General features: G+C 70.3%; 15 protein-coding genes. 8 read left to right on the forward strand and 7 right to left on the reverse strand.

What is annotated here, in order from left to right:
- Positions 1-365 precede the first annotated feature (365 nt).
- Positions 366-812 carry a Rieske (2Fe-2S) protein gene (locus ACWEKR_RS14810; RefSeq protein ID WP_452354921.1) on the forward strand — a complete coding sequence of 149 codons (447 nt, stop codon included), beginning with the start codon at positions 366-368 and terminating at the stop codon, positions 810-812.
- Between the two features lie 10 nt (positions 813-822).
- On the opposite strand, the gene ACWEKR_RS14815 is transcribed toward ACWEKR_RS14810, so the two are convergent.
- The 3 genes from ACWEKR_RS14815 to ACWEKR_RS14825 all read right to left on the reverse strand — a co-directional run bounded on the left by ACWEKR_RS14815 (position 823) and on the right by ACWEKR_RS14825 (position 3057).
- Positions 823-1290, reverse strand: a complete 468-nt coding sequence (locus ACWEKR_RS14815) for a VOC family protein (protein WP_195090696.1) — start codon at positions 1288-1290, stop codon at positions 823-825.
- Between the two features lie 82 nt (positions 1291-1372).
- Positions 1373-2098: a hypothetical protein gene (locus ACWEKR_RS14820; protein ID WP_452354922.1), complete on the reverse strand. Its 726-nt coding sequence runs from the start codon at positions 2096-2098 to the stop codon at positions 1373-1375.
- Entirely contained in the window at positions 2086-3057 is a 972-nt protein-coding gene (locus ACWEKR_RS14825) for a hypothetical protein (RefSeq protein WP_452354923.1), read from the reverse strand. The genes ACWEKR_RS14820 and ACWEKR_RS14825 overlap by 13 nt, the downstream gene beginning before the upstream one ends.
- A gap of 123 nt (positions 3058-3180) precedes the next feature.
- Between ACWEKR_RS14825 and lspA the strand changes: the two genes are divergently transcribed.
- Genes lspA through ACWEKR_RS14840 form a run of 3 tightly spaced genes read left to right on the forward strand, consistent with a single transcriptional unit; the run spans position 3181 to position 5361 of the window.
- Positions 3181-3780, forward strand: coding sequence for a signal peptidase II (lspA, locus tag ACWEKR_RS14830; RefSeq protein WP_452354924.1), 600 nt, complete (start codon positions 3181-3183; stop codon positions 3778-3780).
- On the forward strand, positions 3777-4703 hold the full coding sequence (locus tag ACWEKR_RS14835) for an RluA family pseudouridine synthase (RefSeq protein ID WP_159840413.1): 927 nt from the start codon (positions 3777-3779) through the stop codon (positions 4701-4703). Before lspA ends, ACWEKR_RS14835 begins: the two co-directional genes overlap by 4 nt.
- Positions 4696-5361 (forward strand): hypothetical protein, encoded by a 666-nt coding sequence (locus ACWEKR_RS14840; protein WP_452354925.1) that lies wholly within the window; start codon positions 4696-4698, stop codon positions 5359-5361. The genes ACWEKR_RS14835 and ACWEKR_RS14840 overlap by 8 nt, the downstream gene beginning before the upstream one ends.
- A 12-nt stretch (positions 5362-5373) precedes the next feature.
- On the opposite strand, the gene ACWEKR_RS14845 is transcribed toward ACWEKR_RS14840, so the two are convergent.
- Together ACWEKR_RS14845 and ACWEKR_RS14850 are read right to left on the reverse strand one after the other, a co-directional pair.
- Positions 5374-6192 (reverse strand): PhzF family phenazine biosynthesis protein, encoded by an 819-nt coding sequence (locus tag ACWEKR_RS14845; RefSeq protein ID WP_452354926.1) that lies wholly within the window; start codon positions 6190-6192, stop codon positions 5374-5376.
- 81 nt (positions 6193-6273) lie between these two features.
- Complete coding sequence (locus tag ACWEKR_RS14850) at positions 6274-8697, reverse strand: cation-translocating P-type ATPase (protein WP_452354927.1); 2424 nt, start codon at positions 8695-8697, stop codon at positions 6274-6276.
- Between the two features lie 32 nt (positions 8698-8729).
- Between ACWEKR_RS14850 and rarD the strand changes: the two genes are divergently transcribed.
- From rarD to ACWEKR_RS14870, 4 genes are all read left to right on the forward strand, one after another.
- A complete protein-coding gene (rarD, locus tag ACWEKR_RS14855) occupies positions 8730-9680 on the forward strand; it encodes an EamA family transporter RarD (protein ID WP_452355127.1) in 951 nt (316 codons plus the stop codon).
- Positions 9681-9725: 45 nt separating this feature from the next.
- Positions 9726-9980, forward strand: a complete 255-nt coding sequence (locus ACWEKR_RS14860) for a type II toxin-antitoxin system Phd/YefM family antitoxin (RefSeq protein ID WP_452354928.1) — start codon at positions 9726-9728, stop codon at positions 9978-9980.
- On the forward strand, positions 9977-10369 hold the full coding sequence (locus tag ACWEKR_RS14865; RefSeq protein WP_452355128.1) for a PIN domain-containing protein: 393 nt from the start codon (positions 9977-9979) through the stop codon (positions 10367-10369). Before ACWEKR_RS14860 ends, ACWEKR_RS14865 begins: the two co-directional genes overlap by 4 nt.
- A gap of 77 nt (positions 10370-10446) precedes the next feature.
- Positions 10447-10953, forward strand: coding sequence for a PaaI family thioesterase (locus tag ACWEKR_RS14870; protein WP_452354929.1), 507 nt, complete (start codon positions 10447-10449; stop codon positions 10951-10953).
- Positions 10954-11061: 108 nt separating this feature from the next.
- Here the strand turns inward: ACWEKR_RS14870 and ACWEKR_RS14875 are convergent, their stop codons facing one another.
- On the reverse strand, positions 11062-11562 hold the full coding sequence (locus tag ACWEKR_RS14875) for a hypothetical protein (protein WP_195090679.1): 501 nt from the start codon (positions 11560-11562) through the stop codon (positions 11062-11064).
- A gap of 193 nt (positions 11563-11755) precedes the next feature.
- Entirely contained in the window at positions 11756-13072 is a 1317-nt protein-coding gene (locus tag ACWEKR_RS14880) for a DNA polymerase IV (RefSeq protein WP_452355129.1), read from the reverse strand.
- Positions 13073-13359 lie beyond the last annotated feature (287 nt).

Consider the following 13359-nt stretch of genomic DNA (forward strand, 5'->3'; position numbering starts at 1 on the left):
CCCCAAAACCCGCAGCGGCAAAATCATGCGCCGCCTCCTCCGCGACATCGCCGAAAAACGCGAACTCGGCGACACCTCCACCCTCCTCGACCCGAAGGTGTTCGAATCGATCGCCCGCGGGTAACCACGCAGAGCGGCGGACCCGGCCACGACAGATGAGGGGGTCCGGGTCCGCCGCTCGCCCTCCTCGGCCCGTCCGTACCCTCCCCACCGCGGCCACGACACGCCGGACAGCGACGTTCGAGCACACCGAATTGAACCGCGGGACGGGCCTGCTCCGTTGACGAGACGGAAAGCGGCACCGGCGCAACGCCGGCCGCGCCGCACAGCCGCACCACGGCCTCGTCTTCGGAACGGAACGCGACATGACATTCGACGAACAACTCCGCACCCGGCGCAGGGTGGTCATCGCCGGTGCGGGTATCGCCGCCGCGGCGGCGGTCACCGCCTGCACCGCCTACGGCAAGGGCGATTCCGCGCCGGAAACCGCATCGACCGCTCCGGGAGACCGGCCGATCGAGGCGGATCGACCCGCGAACGCGCTCGCCGAGACCGCCGACATCCCCGTCGGCGGCGGCGTGATCGTCGGCGACACCGTGGTGACCCAGCCCACCGCGGGCACCTTCGTCGGGCTCTCCTCGGTGTGCACGCACGCCGGTTGCAAGGTCGCGACGGTGTCCGGCGGCACCATCAACTGCGTCTGCCACGGCAGCAAGTTCGCGCTGGACGGCACGGTGGTCGGCGGCCCGGCCACGCGTCCGCTCGCGCCGAAGAGCGTCCGGGTCGCCGGTGGTTCGGTGGTCGCCGGATGAGCCGTCCGGCTCAGGAACCACCGAACAAGTCGGCCATCCGGCGGTCCATCTCGTCGGGTGGCACGTCCTCCACATGGGTGGCCACGGTCCACCGGTGCCCCCACGGATCCTCGAAGGCGCCGCTGCGATCACCGTAGAACTGGTCGGTCATCGGTGTGAGTTCCTTGGCGCCCGCGGCCAGTGCGGCGGCGAAGGCGGCGTCGGCGTCCTCGACGTACACGTACAGGTTGACGGGGGTGCCGCCGACCGTCTTGGGATCGAGGAAGTCCATCTCGGGCGCCGGATCGCCGAGCATCACGACGGAATCGCCGAACATCAACTCGCAATGCGCGATCTTGCCGTCCGGACCGGGCATCCGCATGCGCTCGGTGGCGCCGAAGACGTTCTTGTAGAAATCGATCGCCGCCGCCGCGCCGTCGATCGCCAGCCCCGGCGAAACCACCGGGTATCCGTCGGGAACGGGTTTGACATCAGACATGGAAAACCTCCGGTCGAGGCGTTGTGTCGGACCATGCCGAGCCTATTCCGGCGAGGGGCGCAATTGGCCGGATCTTCGGAAATCAGGGACCCGCGACACCCTGCAGGCGGCGCACCTGAGCCGCGGTGAGCGCGCCGAGCACACCGGGGTCCACCGCCTCCGGTGCGGTCACCGCCACTTGTAACAACGTGCTTCCCACCTGCACGATCGCGACCGACGAGCCCAGGGTGAGTCCTTCGCTGGTGGCGCGGACCTGGAAGGCGGTGGCGGCCGCGCCGGTAGCGGGCCGGGCGAGTCCGCCGATCCGGTAGTCCACCGCGATATCGGTGGCGTCGTCCCCGGAATAGCGCGTGCACCGGCGCAGGGTCTCCTGCACAGCCGAGAACGCGCCCGCCAGCGCCTCCTGCGGATAACTCGCCGCATCGATATCGATGCTGGAGAAATTCGGCCCGGCGTATTGCGTGGCGGCCCGGGCGAGTGCGCCGGGGTATTGCGCGCCGAGCGGACTGAGGATTTTCGCGCATTCCGCCGGATTCGTCGCCGACGCGCCGGCCGGGGTGGTCCCGAGATCGGAGCGCGGCGGCAGGGCGGTGAAGCCGGGCGGCAGGTCCGCGTCACCGAGCAGCCGTGCGGCCAACACCCCGGAGTCGGTTTCGGGTGCGGACGTCACCGGGGCAGCGGTCACCGCGGGCCCCAGCGGCGACAGCTCCGGCGCTTTCTCCGCAGACCCGGAGGACCCGCACCCCACCGCGACAGCGACGGACGCCACCACGATCGGCAGGCCGTACGCCCGGTTCACTCGGCCCACGACACCTGCGTATCGATCGTCTGCTGCAGCGTGCTGTCGCTGTTCGGATCGCGGTAGGCCTGGTGACCGCCGACGGTGATGGACCCGGCCACCGGCAGCGGCAGACCGAGATCCACCGTGATGGTGCCCGCGCCCTGCATGACGTAGTCCCGGATGTCCAGCGTGCCCGCGTTGTTCGGCAGGTGCCACACCGGCGACTTGGGCTTCTGGGTGACGTGCAGCTCGATGGTGAGCCGGTCGCCGTCGCGTTTGCTCAGCGTCGCGGTGGTCACCTGGTCGAGCAGGACGCCGCTGCTCACCTCTTGGCGCACCGTCCACACCGCCCCCTCGCCGACGGGCTCGTCAGGGAACGCGATCGACCGGTAGACGGCCTGGTAGAACGCCTGCTCCAGCGCTGCGCGGGCGGTGTTGGACGCGTCCGGCGCCGGCTCCAGACGCAGCGCGGTGATCGCGCCCAGATCGCTGAGGTCGAAGCCCGCGTGCGAGCCGCCGATCTTGGTGAGCGCTTTGGCCATCGTCGGGTCCGGCGAGGTGACCGTGCCCAGGGTCAGGTCGATGCCCTCGGCGGTGGTCTGCGCGGTCATCGGGATGGTCAGCGCGGGGGTGGAGAAGTCGCGCTTTGGTTGTTCGTCGATCTGCTGCTCGATGTGGTGGGCGGTGTAGAGCGTGACCCGCTGCACAGTGCCCGCCGGATACTCCGGCCGCAGCAGCGAGCGGGGCTCCGCGCCGGCCGATTCGACCGTGGCCACCGCGGCCGCGATCGGCACGGTCACTTCCTTGCCGATGCCGAGCGGCTCGGTTCCGTCGGCCTCGCCGGTCGACTCGGCGCCGTCACCGCAACCGACGCCGAAGGCCGAGAGCCCGAGCGCGAGCACCATGAGCAGCACACCCGAGCGCGCGCTCCGTGCGAAGCCGGCGCTCCGATGAAGGCGGGGGGAAGACAACACCGTCACGAGCATCAGGGTACGACCGCTTCCTGAGTGTCAGCTGGGATGTCCGGCTGCGCCCCTCGGCGTGCCCGCGAAGCACGTGCGCCGGGCGGGCAATCGGACGCGCGCACCGGGCCCGATTCCGCTCGAGAGATGATGGTCGGTGTGAGTGACGACCGGCCGCCCGAGGAAAACCCAGCGAACACCGCCGATCCGACGACCACGTCGGCTCCCCCCCAGCGCCTGCGGACGCTGCTCGTCCTCGCCGCGGTGGTGTTCTGGCTGGATCTGCTCACCAAGACCATCGCGGTGGCGAAACTGACACCGGGCGAGCCGGTATTTATCGTCGGCGACTTCGCGCGCCTGAGCCTGGTACGCAACCCGGGCGCGGCGTTCTCCATGGCCACCGGCATGACCTGGCTGCTGACCCTGGTCGCCGCCGCCGTCGTCATCGGTGTGGTGCGCATCGGCCGCACCCTGCGCTCGCTGTGGTGGGCGATCGGACTGGGCATGGTGCTCGGTGGGGCGCTGGGCAACCTGGTGGACCGGCTGTTCCGCGCGCCCGGCCCGCTGCAGGGACACGTGGTGGACTTCGTGGCGGTCGGCTGGTGGCCGGTGTTCAACGTGGCGGACTCCGCCATCGTGTGCGGCGCGATCCTGCTCGTCGTGCTCACCGTGCTCGGCTTCGAACCGAACGGCACCCGGGTGGGCCACGGCAAGACCGGCGGCGCGAGCGAGGGCAGCGCGGCATGAGGGAGACCAGGACCATGCCCGTCCCCGACGGGCTCGACGGCATGCGCGTCGACGCGGGCCTGGCCCGGCTGCTCGGCCTGTCCCGCACCGCGGTGGCCGCGCTCGCCGAGGAGGGTTCGGTGCAGCTCGACGGCATCGCCGCGGGCAAGTCCGACCGGCTGACCGCCGGGGCGTGGCTCGAGGTGATCTTCCCGGAGCCGAAGCGGGAACTGACCATCGAGGCCGAACCGGTGGAGGGCATGAAGATCCTCTACGCCGACGACGACATCGTCGCGGTGGACAAGCCGGTCGGCGTGGCCGCGCACACCGGTGTCGGCTGGACCGGCCCTACCGTCGTGGGCGGCCTCGCCGCGGCCGGCTATCGCATCTCCACCTCGGGGGCCCACGAACGGCAGGGCATCGTGCACCGCCTGGACGTCGGCACCTCCGGAGTGATGGTGGTCGCGCAGTCCGAGCACGCGTATACGGTGCTCAAGCGCGCGTTCAAGCAGCGCACCGTCGACAAGCGGTATCACGCCCTGGTGCAGGGACACCCGGATCCGAGCAGCGGCACCATCGACGCCCCGATCGGCCGGGCCCGCGGCAACGACTGGAAGTTCGCCGTCACCGCCGACGGACGGCCCAGCGTCACCCACTACGACACCGTCGAGGCGTTCCACGCGGCCAGCCTGCTCGACATCCATCTGGAGACCGGCCGCACCCATCAGATCCGGGTGCATTTCTCCGCGATCCGCCACCCGTGCTGCGGTGATCTCACCTACGGCGCCGACCCGCGCCTGGCCGAGCGGCTCGGGCTGCAACGCCAATGGCTGCACGCCCGGTCGCTGGGCTTCCAGCATCCCGCCGACGGCCGCTATCTGGAGATCACCAGCGAGTACCCCGATGACCTGAGACACGCGCTGGACGTCCTGCGCGATGCCTGACCGCCGGGTGCCGCCGTGGCGCGCGATCGTCCTGGGTGCGGCGGCGCTCGCGCTGATCGTGCTGATCTATGCCCTCGGGGCGCTGCAGCCGCCGTATCGCCCCGCGGTGTCCACCGACCGGCTGGGACCCGATCAGGGTGAGCAGGTCGCGGACTACCTCGCCCGATCGCGCGATTCGCTGAACGCGGGCGGCGACGAACCGCGCTGGGCGCTGGTGTCGTTCACCGAACCCCTCGTTCCCGGCCGGATCCCCGCGCACAGCGACGGCTTGCGCGTCGCCCAAGTGCTCTTCCGGGTGCCGATCGACCGTGTGCAGACGCCGCTGGTCGCCGTGCCCGTCCCGGAAGGCGTTGCCGCCGTGGTGGATTCGGCGCGCGACGCGGCCTGGCTGCTCCCCCGCCCCGCCGACGATCGCGCCGCCGCGGTGGTCGCGTTCTCCGCCGCCCGGCTGCGGGACGGTTGCGGCTGTGTCGTCGGGCTCGTCGTCCGCGGCTCCCCGGCGCGGTTGCGGGAACTGGCCGGGCGCGACGGCATCCGCGCGGTCCAGGCGCTGCCCGCCGACGCGGTGGCGGGCGGCTTCGCGGTGGCCCCGCTGCTGCCCGAGTACCGGGACGTCGTCGCGCCCGGCCCTGACGACGGACCGGTCCCACAGCCGTGAGCGCCCGCGCGCTCAGTACGGCAAGGTGACGACGCCGTCGAGGTAGCGGCGGCACCGCCCGAACAGCAGCACCCGCTCGCCCGCCAGTTCGCAGCGCAGGCTGCCGCCCCGGCGCGAGAGCTGCCGGGCCCGCAGTTCGGTGCGCCCGAGCCGCTCACTCCACAGCGGAACCAGCTGCGCGTGTGCGGATCCGGTCACCGGGTCCTCCGGGACACCCACGCCAGGGCCGAAGAACCGGGAGACGAAATCGACCGAGTCGCCGGGCGCGGTGACGATCGCGGCGCGCGGCAGCGCGGGGAACGCCGACAGCACCGGCGCGGCATCGCGCACCTCTTGTTCGGTCGCCACGACGATCACCTCGTCGGTGCCGGAATACGCGCGCACCGGACGCACGCCCAGCGCCGCGACGAGCGCCGGATCGGGCTGCACCGGAATGCTCGGCACGACCGGCAGGTCGAGCACGAACTCGTCGTCGTCGGTGCGGTCGACGTGCAGCCAGCCGCTGCGCGTGTAGAAGCTCACCCGGTCCTCGCCGGGATGCATGTCGACCAGGATCTGCGCGGCGCTGGCCAGGGTGGCGTGCCCGCACAGCGCCACCTCCACCGTCGGCGTGAACCACCGCAGGTGGAAGGCGGGCCACTCGCCCGGCGGCACGCCCGCCTCGGGAGGTAACCGCGAGGTGTAGAACGCGGTTTCGGCGAGGTTGTTCTCCTCGGCCAGCTGTTGCAGCAACGCATCCGGCAGCCACGACGGGAGCGGCATCACCGCGGCCGGGTTGCCCGAGAACGGTGCGTCGGCGAACGCGTCGATCTGGTGCAGCAGTACCTCCATAATCTCCAGAAGGTACTCCAACTCTGAATGCCCGCTTCGCACAAGGCTTCTCGTGGCGCGGCGAGTCAGGCGTCCAGTCTGTCAGACGGCCCCGCCGGGCGAACTGGGCAGCAGTTGCCGCTCGTCGCCGAGCAGCGCCGCGCTCACCCACCACGCGGCCTCGACCAGCACGATGCCCACCACGCCGCAGGCCACCGCCGCGCCGGTGAGCCTGAGGTTGGAGGGGTCGAGTTTGAAGAACTCCTGGGTGAACGGGACGGTGAACAAGAAGACGTACGCCGCCACCGACACCGCGATCAGCACCACCTTCCACCAGACGTACGGCCGCGCGACGATGGCCAGCACCCACACCGCGATCATGATCAGCGTGATGAGCGCGGTGGTGCCCGCCTGGATCTTCTGCTCCTCGGTGGCATCCGGCCCCGCGTAGGCGATCAGATACGCGACGAAGGTGGCCGCGCCGATCACCACGCCCGACGGGATGGCCAACCTCATCACGCGCCCGACGAAGCCCGTGCGGGCCCGCTCGTTGTTGGGTGCGAGCGAGAGGATGAACGCCGGGATGCCGATGGTGAACCAGGCCGCGATCGTGACGTGGCGCGGCAGGAACGGATACCCGATGGGCTCATAGTCGAAGATCTGGGAACCGACTCCGGCGACGCCGACCAAGAAGGCGAGCAGGACGGAATACACGGTCTTGGTGAGGAACAGATTCGAGACGCGCTCGATGTTGCCGATCACCCGGCGCCCCTCGCCGACCACGTACGGCAGCGTGGCGAACTTGTTGTCCAGCAGAACGATCTGCGCTACCGCCCTGGTCGCGGGGCTACCCGAGCCCATCGCCACGCCGATGTCCGAGTCCTTCAACGCGAGCACGTCGTTGACTCCGTCGCCGGTCATCGCCACGGTGTGGCCACGCGACTGCAGTGCCGCCACCATGGCGCGCTTCTGGTCCGGGCGGACCCGGCCGAAGGTGGTGTTGCCGTCCAGCGCGTCGGCCAGTTCGTCGTGGTCCTCCGGCAACTTCCGCGCGTCGATCGGGTGCTCGCCGCCCGGCAGATCCAGCGAGGACGCCACCGCGCCGACCGAGACGGCGTTGTCGCCGGAGATCACCTTGATCGCCACGTGTTGGCTCGCGAAGTAGTCGAGTGTGTCGCGAGCGTCGGGCCGCACCTTCTGCTCCAGCACCACCAACGCGGCGGGCCGGACCACGCCGGGAGCGTCCGCCGCGTCCACCGGACGGTCACCGCGCGCCAGCAACAGCACGCGCAGACCGGAGGCGCCGAGCTCCTCGGCGACCCGCGCGTCCGCGGAGCCCGGATCGAGCAGCACGTCCGGCGCGCCGAGCAGCCAGTCGCCGTGCTCGCCGTAGGAGCAGCCGCTCCACTTCTTGGCCGAGGAGAACGGCGCGACCGCGGTGCGCTGCCAGCCGGGGCCGTCCGGCAGGGCCTCGGCGATCGCCTGCACGCTCGCGTTCGGGCGCGGATCGTCGGCGGCCAGCGCGGCCAGCGCGGTGCGCACCTCGGTGTCGTCGAAGGTGGCCAGTGTCTTCAGGTCCGACAAGCGCATGCCGTTCTCGGTCAGCGTGCCGGTCTTGTCCGCGCACACCACGTCCACCCGGGCCAGCCCCTCGATCGCGGGCAGCTCCTGCACCAGGCACTGACGCCGGCCCAGCCGCACCACGCCGACCGCGAACGCGATCGACGTCATCAGCACCAGTCCCTCGGGCACCATCGGCACCAGCGCGGCGACCATGCCGGTGACGGCGGGCCGCCACGACTCCCCGCTGGAGACCAACTGGTTGTAGATGCTCAGCAAGCCGGCGGGGATCAGCAGGTAGGTGATGAACTTCAAGATCTTGTCGATGCCACTGCGCAGCTCGGAGTGCACAAGAGTGAACTTGCTCGCCTCCTCGGCCAGCCGCGCGGCGTAGGCGTCGCGGCCCACCTTCGTCGCTCGGTACGCACCCGACCCGGACACCACGTAGCTACCCGACATCACCGTGGCGCCTGCGGCCTTGTCGATCGGATCGGCCTCACCGGTGAGCAACGACTCGTCCACCTCGAGCTGCGCGGACTCCTCGACCGTGCCGTCCACCACGATCTGGTCGCCCGGACCGAGCTCGATCAGGTCGTCGAGCACCACCTCGTGCGGCGCCACCTCGACGGCCGTGCCGTCCCGGCGGACGGTCGGCTTGGCCTGGCTGACGATGGCCAGCTGATCCAGGGTGCGTTTGGCGCGGATCTCCTGGATGATGCCGACCGCGCTGTTGGCGACGATCAGCAGGCCGAACATGCCGTCGATGATCGATCCGGTGGCCAGCACCAGCACGAAGAGCACACCGAGGATGGCGTTGATCCGGGTGAAGACGTTCGCGCGCACGATGTCGCGGACCGAGCGGCTCGCCCGGTCCGGGACGTCGTTGGTCAGACCGTCGCGGCGGCGTTGCTCGACTTCGGCCGCCGTCAGTCCGGTGGCGCCGGACGCCTGCACGGTAATCGACATGACCGCAAGGCTACGGGACAACTACGTTCGTGATCGTGCGGCGAAGCAGGTCCATCCCCGGTGTAGCGTTCGGAGCGAGCGCGTACTTCTTGTGGGGACTGTTCCCCGCGTTCTTCGGATTGCTGGCCTTCGCCAGTCCGGGTGAAGTGGTCGCGCAGCGGATCATCTGGACGCTGGTCGTCGTGTTCGCGGTGCTCGCCGTGAGCGGGCGGATCCGCCAGTTGCGCGGTATCGGTGCCCGCGTCTGGCGTCTGGCGGCCGTCGCCTCCGCCGCGATCGCGCTCAACTGGGGCGTGTACGTCTACGGGGTCACCTCGGGCCACGTCGTGGAATGCGCGCTCGGATATTTCATCAACCCGCTGGTCACCGTCGCGTTCGGAGTGGTGCTCTTTCGCGAACGGCTGACCGGCGCCCAATGGGCCGCCCTCGGGCTCGGCGCGGCCGCGGTGGCCGTGCTCACGGTCGACTACGGCAGACCACCGATCATCGCCCTCGCCCTGGCCTGCTCCTTCGCCACCTACGGCCTGGTGAAGAAGGTGATCCCGCTGGACGCGCTGCGCGGCATCGCCGCCGAGGGCATCGTCGCCGCACCCTTCGCGCTGGCGTTCGCGATCGCTCTCGCGCTCGCCGGGCACAGCGAATTCGCCTCCGGCCCCGCGCATACCGCCCTGATGGTGGCGACCGGACCGGTCACCCTGGTTCCGCTCCTGCTGTTCGCCGTCGCGGCCCAGCGCGTCGCGTTGTCCACCATGGGCCTGCTGCAATACCTCACCCCCGCGCTCCAGATGGCCTGGGGCGTCGCGGTCGCGCACGAGCCGATGCCCGCCTCCCGTTGGGCCGGTTTCACCCTCATCTGGGCGGCGCTGGCGATATTCACCGCCGACGCCCTGTTACGCGCCCGGCGTGCGCGGCGCACCTCGCGCACCGCCACCGCAGAATCCGGCGCTCACGCGAACGAAACGCAGTCCGGCATGGCCACCTGACGGCGATGATTGCTACGACTGTAGCAGATGTTCTACGCTTGTAGCATGACTGCGCTACCCGCTCGTGACCTGCGAAATCACACCGCCGAGGTATTACGTCGCGTCGAGGCCGGCGAAGAGATCGAAATTCTCAAAAACAACCGGCCGGTCGCCAAGATCATTCCGATATCTCGGCGGCGTCAGTGGGTGCCCGCCTCGGAAGTTCTTCGCGAACTGGTTCGCCTAGGCCCGGACACCACGGGTCTCCGAGATGAATCACGCGAGACCCTGACCGACACGACGGACGACCTGCCGTGGTGAACAGTCAACGCGCGCTGGCCGATACGTCGATATTCATCGGTCTCGAGGCGAAACGTTTCGATCCGGCACAGTTCGACGGGTACGAATGGGGCGTCTCCGCGGTCACCCTGGGTGAACTGCGCCTTGGCGTACTGCGGGCTTCGAGCCCCGAAGTGTCGGCACGCCGGCTGGCGACCTATCAGCTGGCACAACGATTTCAGCCACTCGAAGTGGATGAGACTGTCGCGGAGCACTGGGCGCTGCTGGTTGCCCGCCTTCGGGCCGCCGGACGCAAAGTGCCGATCAACGAGTGCTGGATCGCCGCGACTGCACTGGCCCATGACATCCCGATCGTCACACAGGACGGCGATTACGACGCGATGCCCGACTTGAAGGTGCACAGACTGTAAAGAGTTCGTCGGAAATGGTCGCAAAAGTGTCGGATCCGACGCTTCTGCGGGCTCAGGCTTCCTCGTAGCGTCGACACATGACCGCGCTCAGACCCCTTCGCCCCCGTACCGACACCGGGCAGCCACCGGCCGAGACCACTCACGACCTGCTCGGCATGACCGGACGGGAAATCCTGCAAGGAACGCTCGACGGACGCTTCCCGAGCGCGCCGATCCTGAGCGCACTCGGTTTCCGGCTGGCCCAGGTCGGCCACGGGACCGTGGTGTTCGAGGGCGAGCCGGGCGATCAGTTGCTCGGCCCGGCGGGCGGGATGTATGGCGGCTTCATGGCGACACTGCTCGAATCGGCCCTCAGCGCGGCAGTGCTGACGCGATTGGCGAGCGGGACTCGTTCCACTTCGGTCAAGATCGGTATCGACATCCACCGTGCCGTGCGCGGCGATGCGCGCAGGCTGCGCTGCACGGGGACCGCGATCCACGTCGGCTCCACCACGGCCAGCGCGGAGGCCCGCTTGATCGGCGCCGAAGACGGCGAGCTGTACGCGCAAGCCACCTCGATGTACGCGATTCTGCGCATGCTCTGACAGCGAGCCGGCGCTGGGGGCGCGCGAATTACTCGTTGCGGCAGAGCATTACGCACAACGACCGGCCGGTCGCCGAGAAGAGCGCGGCGACCGGCCGGTCGAGTGAACTCAGCTGCAGGCCGCCGACTGCTGGCCGAGGTTGGTCAACATGGTGCAGGCCCACTGCTTCTGGATCTTCCACTTGCCGTTGTCGGCGACGAACGGCACGTCGACGATGTTCTCCTGGCCGTTGAGGATGAACTTGGCCTTCGCGTTCACGCTGTCGCCGAACGAGGTGACGTCGGTGACCTCGATCTTCACGTCGGCGCCCGACGCGGCCTGGGACAGGCGGTCCGGCAGCGTCGGATCGGCCTCGGCGCCCTGGACGTTGTCCAGCTTCTCGGCGGCGGGCACCGACGGATCCAGCGCACGGGCGAGGGCGGTGTTCAGCTCCGCGGGCGTGGGGACCGGCGGCAGGTTCGCGCTCGCGGTCGCCGACGCCTTGGCGCTGGTCGACGTCTTGGCGGCGGGCTTGCTGTCCTTGTCGTCGCCACCGCAGGCGGTCAGGCCAAGCGCGGCGACGATGGCCAGCCCGGCGATCGCGATGCGTCCAGTCTTACGAAGCTTCAACTGCTCGTCCTTTGCGTTCGAGAGGTCCGTGTCGGGTTCCACCGTGGCAGCCGCCCCCGAACCGGCGGCGCTGCACGAGGTCCCAGGCTACCGGCACCGGGCGGCGCCGCTCGGATCCACACGGACCGTCGATGGTCGTCGGCAGCGAACGTACGCGCCCGGCCGGGCGATGTCGAGCCGCGGGCTGCGCCCGTCAGAGCAGGCTGCCCAGCGGATCGGCCCGGGTGAGCGCGGCATCGTCGGCGGCGAAGGTGTACGCGGGACCCGGACCGGTGGACCGGGTTTCGAAGCGGACGGTCACGACGCCGAGCCCGGAGCCCTGCACCCAGCCGTGGCCGTGCTCGGGGTGCGTGACGTCCATACCGGGATGCCAGACGGCGACGGGCAGGACCGGCGCGGCAGCGTCGAGGTCGGCGGAGTGCGCCGGCTCGGATTCGGGTTCCACCGTGGCGATCTCGGTGGCCGGTCCGCGATCCAGTTCGGGGAACAGCGATTCCTGCCGGACGGTCGACAGACCGCCGTAGCCGACGCCGACGAGGCGGATCGGACCCAGTTCCCTCGGGTCGAGCGCCGAACGCTGCGCCGCGGCGGCGAGGGTGGCCAGGTCCTCGGTGGCGTAGGGCAGTGTGAAGGAGCGGGTGACGATGCTCATATCGGACTTCTTCAGTTTGAGCACCACGGTGCGCGCCGCACGCCCGTCGCCGGTCAGGCGCCGGTGCGCGGCGGCGGCCATCTCCTCGATGGCCGGACGCAGCTGCGCGAGGCTGACGATGTCGGTCTCGTAGGTGGTCTCCGCGCTGATCTGCTTCGCCTCGGTGCGTTCGGCCACCGGGCGGTCATCGATGCCGCGCGCCAGCCGGTGCAGCGCCGCGCCCACGCTGCCGCCGAGAATCGACATGGCCTCCGCTTCCGGCAGGGCCGCGAAGGCGCCCACGGTCTCGATGCCCAGCGAACGCAACCGGCTCTCCGCGACCGGCCCGATGCCCCACAGTTTGCGAACCGGCAGCCCCGCGAGCAGGCGCGGCTGTTCGACCGGCGATATCACTCGAACCCCATCGGGTTTCGCCAGGCCGGAGGCGATCTTGGCCAATTGCTTTCCGGTGCCCGCGCCCACCGAGGCGGTCAACCCGGTCCGTTCGCGCACCACCGCGCGCAGTTCTTCGCAGAACGCGTGCACCCGGGCGACCGTCGCGCCGGCCAGTTCGGCGGGCTCGCCGAACGCCTCGTCGAACGACAGCGTCTCCAGCACCGGGATCCGGCTGCGCAGCGCGTCGAAGACCTGCCCGCTGACCACGCCGTAGACCGCTCCGCGCGGCGGCACCACCACCGCGGTGACACCCACCAACCGGCGCGCCTGATGCATCGGCATCGCCGACCGGGCGCCGAACACCCGCGCCTCGTAGCTGGCGCCGGCCACGACCCCGCGCCCGCCGATCCCGCCGACCAGCACCGGCCTGCCGCGCAACGTCGGCCGGGTCAGCTGTTCGACGGAGGCGAAGAACGCGTCCATATCTATGTGCAGCACCCAACGCCGAGCGGCGCTGTCCGCGTCGGCGAGCACCGGATGATGCCGCGGAGGCACCGCGCCGTCGCCGCGTGCCGTCCCGGTCCCGGTCGGCCGTGCGATCACCCGCTCGACGATCGGTTTCTCGGTACGCACGGGTGCAATGTACGCCCGTCCACCGACAACCGGAGCAGGCGGCGACGCTGTCGGATGGCTGTGCGCTAGCTGTCGGTTACCTGCCGGTATCGGCGTCGGCTCCGGCTCGGCCGCGGCGGCCCCTTCGCCCCGTCACT

The sequence above is a fragment of the Nocardia sp. NPDC004573 genome (assembly GCF_053602135.1).

Bases quoted from the DNA above. Each gene is read 5' to 3' on its own strand.
- ACWEKR_RS14845 (WP_452354926.1), bottom strand. From the start codon at position 6,192: ATGGAGGTACTGCTGCACCAGATCGACGCGTTCGCCGACGCACCGTTC.
- lspA (WP_452354924.1), top strand. From the start codon at position 3,181: ATGATGGTCGGTGTGAGTGACGACCGGCCGCCCGAGGAAAACCCAGCG.
- ACWEKR_RS14810 (WP_452354921.1), top strand. From the start codon at position 366: ATGACATTCGACGAACAACTCCGCACCCGGCGCAGGGTGGTCATCGCC.
- ACWEKR_RS14825 (WP_452354923.1), bottom strand. From the start codon at position 3,057: ATGCTCGTGACGGTGTTGTCTTCCCCCCGCCTTCATCGGAGCGCCGGC.
- ACWEKR_RS14860 (WP_452354928.1), top strand. From the start codon at position 9,726: ATGACTGCGCTACCCGCTCGTGACCTGCGAAATCACACCGCCGAGGTA.
- ACWEKR_RS14835 (WP_159840413.1), top strand. From the start codon at position 3,777: ATGAGGGAGACCAGGACCATGCCCGTCCCCGACGGGCTCGACGGCATG.
- ACWEKR_RS14840 (WP_452354925.1), top strand. From the start codon at position 4,696: ATGCCTGACCGCCGGGTGCCGCCGTGGCGCGCGATCGTCCTGGGTGCG.
- ACWEKR_RS14815 (WP_195090696.1), bottom strand. From the start codon at position 1,290: ATGTCTGATGTCAAACCCGTTCCCGACGGATACCCGGTGGTTTCGCCG.
- ACWEKR_RS14850 (WP_452354927.1), bottom strand. From the start codon at position 8,697: ATGTCGATTACCGTGCAGGCGTCCGGCGCCACCGGACTGACGGCGGCC.
- ACWEKR_RS14880 (WP_452355129.1), bottom strand. From the start codon at position 13,072: ATGGACGCGTTCTTCGCCTCCGTCGAACAGCTGACCCGGCCGACGTTG.
- ACWEKR_RS14870 (WP_452354929.1), top strand. From the start codon at position 10,447: ATGACCGCGCTCAGACCCCTTCGCCCCCGTACCGACACCGGGCAGCCA.